The organism is Rhodopseudomonas sp. BR0C11, from assembly GCF_010820945.1.
Classification (GTDB): Bacteria; Pseudomonadota; Alphaproteobacteria; order Rhizobiales; family Xanthobacteraceae; genus Rhodopseudomonas; species Rhodopseudomonas palustris_H.
The window spans coordinates 1-3,061 of the sequence record NZ_QTKI01000506.1 but is presented as its reverse complement, the minus strand read 5'-3'; the positions used below and the strand labels follow the sequence as shown (position 1 = coordinate 3,061).

Sequence of the window (3,061 nt, the reverse complement as noted above, 5' to 3'; positions counted from 1 at the left end):
CTTCAAGACTGGTCATGGTTCACTCCCTCGAGGTGAGGCAGCTCTTCCGGCTGCTTGGTCTTTAGGTCCGTCTCGTCATTGCGAGGAGCGAAGCGACGAAGCAATCCAGGCTTGCTGCGTGACCTTCTGGATTGCTTCGCGTCGCTCGCAATGACGGCAGCGTTGTTAGTGCAGTACGCCGAAAATCTTGCGCGCCTCCTCGGGCGAGGCGATCTCACGCCCGGCCCGGCGGGCGCAGCCGGCGATCTCTTCGATCAGCTGGCCGTTCGAAGTCACCTTCTCGCCGTTGGCCAGATAGAACGTGTCCTCGAGCCCGGTGCGCAGATGGCCGCCGAGATCGGCGCAGGCCTGATGCAGCGGCCAGATTTCGGCGCGGCCGATTGCGGTGACCTGCCAGTGCGCTTCGGGCCGCTTCAGCTTGAGCAGGATCGGCAGCAGTTCAGGATCCGCCGGCATGCCGGAGGCGACGCCCATCACGAAGTTGTATTCGAGCGGGCCGGAATACATCCCGGTCTGCACATACATGCCGACGCAGCGCACGATGCCGACGTCGAAGCACTCGAATTCCGGGATGGTGCCGGCGTCCTTCATGGCATCGAGGAAGTCCTGCACCTTCTCGACCGCGTTATCGAACATCATCGGCGGCCAGGCCCAGCTGTTGTCGGCCTTGACCTTGAGATAGTTGAGCGAACCGGCGTTGCAGGCGGCGATCTCCGGCTTGGTCTCGCGAATGCAGGCGAGCGGGCCCTGGTAGTTCGGGCCCGAGGTGCCGGAGGTGTGATTGATGATGATGCCCGGGCAGGCTTCGCGGATCGCCTGCTGGATCTCGCGCGAGACGTTGACGTCCCAGCTCGGCAGATGGCCCTTGTCGGGGCGCTGATCGCGCAGATGGATGTGAACGATCGCGGCGCCGGCGTCGTAAGCCGCCTTGGCCTCGCGGGCCATCTGTTCCGGCGTCACCGGCACATGGTGCTGTTTCGGATCTGTCAGCACGCCGTTCAGCGAGCAGGTGATCACCGCCTTGTCGCTCATTCGTTTCCAGCCCTTTCAGGTTGCTGTAGCGCCGCATGCGATTGCGACGCGAACCATGTTGGGCAGAATGATGCTGAGCACGCGTCGGCGTATCTTGCGCCGACGCGCTGAGTGCGCTGATCAGGTGCGGCCGTGCCGCAGTTCGGCGACGCGCATGCTCTGCGGATCGCTGCGCCAGATCGCCAGATCGCGCGAGCCAGAGAAGATCGCGCGCGGCTGCAAACCGTAGAAGCGCCGGATCGAATGGCTGAAGTGCGTCGAGTCCGGATAGCCGATGTCCTGCGCTAGGTGCGCGAGGTTGATGTCGGAGTTGACGAAGTGCAGCAGATGCCGCGCCCGCTTCCAGGCACGGAAGGCACGGAACGACACCCCGGTCTCGTCTTTGAACAGATGCAGGAAGCGCGACTGCGACAGGTTGGCGGCGCTGGCGCAATCCTCGGCCGTGACCGTGTCGGTGCCGACGTCGTTGAGGCGGGCGATCGCGCGAGCAACGCGGCGGTCGATCGCGCGGGCCGCCAGCGGCTCGCCGAAGAACAGATTGTCGAATTCGGTGGTGGTGAAGCCGTTGCGGCGCCCGACCGCAACCAGCGCTCCATAGGCCTGCCGGATCCGGCTCGCCAGTGCCATCGCGCCCGCTCCGCCGATCCGCACGCCGAGCGCTGCCATCGGCCCCGGCAGCACCGTTTCGGGCTCGATGATCAGGCTGATGATGCAGCGCGAATCCGATTCGACGTTATGCGGCAGATAAGGCGGCACGAACGCCACCGCGCCGACCTGTTCGGGCCGGCCTTCGATCGTCACCCGCAAGGTGCCCTGCATGGAGACATAGATCGCGTAACCGCCGCTGGTGCGGCGTCGCGGGCGGCCCAGCAGGCCGGCATAAAACACCCGTTCCGGGCTGATCAGCATCAGATGCCCGGATTCCGGACAGGCGTCGTTCGTCATCGTTCCTCCCGGGGCGGGTTGTCGCCCGTTGCCGCATGGTTCTGCGGGTGCCCTCTTCGCGGAGCACCCAGACAATACAGCAACCCGGGACGTTGTCACCGGGCGAGATGACGCGGAGTTCCAGCTCCGGCGGGCAAACTGCGCCGGAGCTTAAGTGAATGATTTCAGGCCCGTTTCGGCACCTGCTGGGCCTCGCCGGCGCGGGTTTCGGCCTCCAGCGCCCGCTGGTAGCCGTCGCGCTGCTGCAACCGGGCCCAATAGGCGGTGACGTTCGGGCCGAAATCCTTGGCCAGGCCGAGATTGCTGGCGAGACGCAGGGCATAGCCGTTGACCACGTCGGCGGCGGTAAACCGGCCGGCGCAAAGATAATCGCCCTGCCCCGCCGCGGCCTCGACCGCGCGCAGCCGGCCCAAGAACCATTTGGCGTAGTCCTCGACCACCTGCGGCTGACGCCGCTCGTTCGGCTCCAGCGTGCCGTAGCGCAGCACGAGCGTCTGCGGGAAGGTCAGCGTCGCGTCGGAGAAGAACATCCAGTTGAGGTACGCGCCATAGGCCGGATCATCGACAGCAACCACCAGCGGCGTCGGACCGTGACGCGTGCCGAGATACTGACAGATGCCGGACGACTCCGTCATCTTGGTGTCGCCGTCGATCATGAACGGGATGGTGCCGAGCGGATTGATCGCCAGATACTCCTTGGCGAACACCCGCGGCGGAAACGGCAGCATCTTCAGCTCGTATGCGAGCCCCATCTCCTCCAGCATCCACAACGGCCGAAACGACCGCGCGCCATGGCAGTGATACAGCGTGATCATGGTGTTCGCTCCCTTTTCAGCGTCATTGCGAGGAGCAAAGCGACGAAGCAATCCACTTCAGTGCACGAGGCTGAATTGCTTCGCTTCGCTCGCAATGACGACGGTCTGATCTCGACCTAGTCTAGGCCTTCCCCGGCAGTGTGCCGTTCATCTTGCACAGAATGCCGAGCATCACCTCGTCGGCGCCGCCGCCGATCGCGGTCAGGCGGCTGTCGCGATATGAGCGGCTTACCAGGGTTTCGTTCATGAAGCCCATGCCGCCCCAGAAC

4 protein-coding genes are annotated in these 3,061 nt (G+C 64.7%); all 4 read right to left on the bottom strand.

What is annotated here, in order from left to right:
• Positions 1–165: 165 nt before the first annotated feature.
• Positions 166–1,032 (bottom strand): beta-keto acid cleavage family enzyme, encoded by an 867-nt coding sequence (locus DYI24_RS24215; RefSeq protein WP_107344108.1) that lies wholly within the window; start codon positions 1,030–1,032, stop codon positions 166–168.
• 120 nt (positions 1,033–1,152) lie between these two features.
• Entirely contained in the window at positions 1,153–1,977 is an 825-nt protein-coding gene (locus DYI24_RS24210) for a helix-turn-helix transcriptional regulator (protein WP_107344107.1), read from the bottom strand.
• Between the two features lie 164 nt (positions 1,978–2,141).
• Positions 2,142–2,792: a glutathione S-transferase family protein gene (locus DYI24_RS24205; RefSeq protein WP_164574134.1), complete on the bottom strand. Its 651-nt coding sequence runs from the start codon at positions 2,790–2,792 to the stop codon at positions 2,142–2,144.
• Between the two features lie 121 nt (positions 2,793–2,913).
• The coding region (locus DYI24_RS24200; protein WP_164574133.1) for an acyl-CoA dehydrogenase family protein at positions 2,914–3,061 on the bottom strand (148 nt) is incomplete at its 5' end.

Bases quoted from the DNA above. Each gene is read 5' to 3' on its own strand.
- DYI24_RS24210 (WP_107344107.1), bottom strand. From the start codon at position 1,977: ATGACGAACGACGCCTGTCCGGAATCCGGGCATCTGATGCTGATCAGC.
- DYI24_RS24205 (WP_164574134.1), bottom strand. From the start codon at position 2,792: ATGATCACGCTGTATCACTGCCATGGCGCGCGGTCGTTTCGGCCGTTG.
- DYI24_RS24215 (WP_107344108.1), bottom strand. From the start codon at position 1,032: ATGAGCGACAAGGCGGTGATCACCTGCTCGCTGAACGGCGTGCTGACA.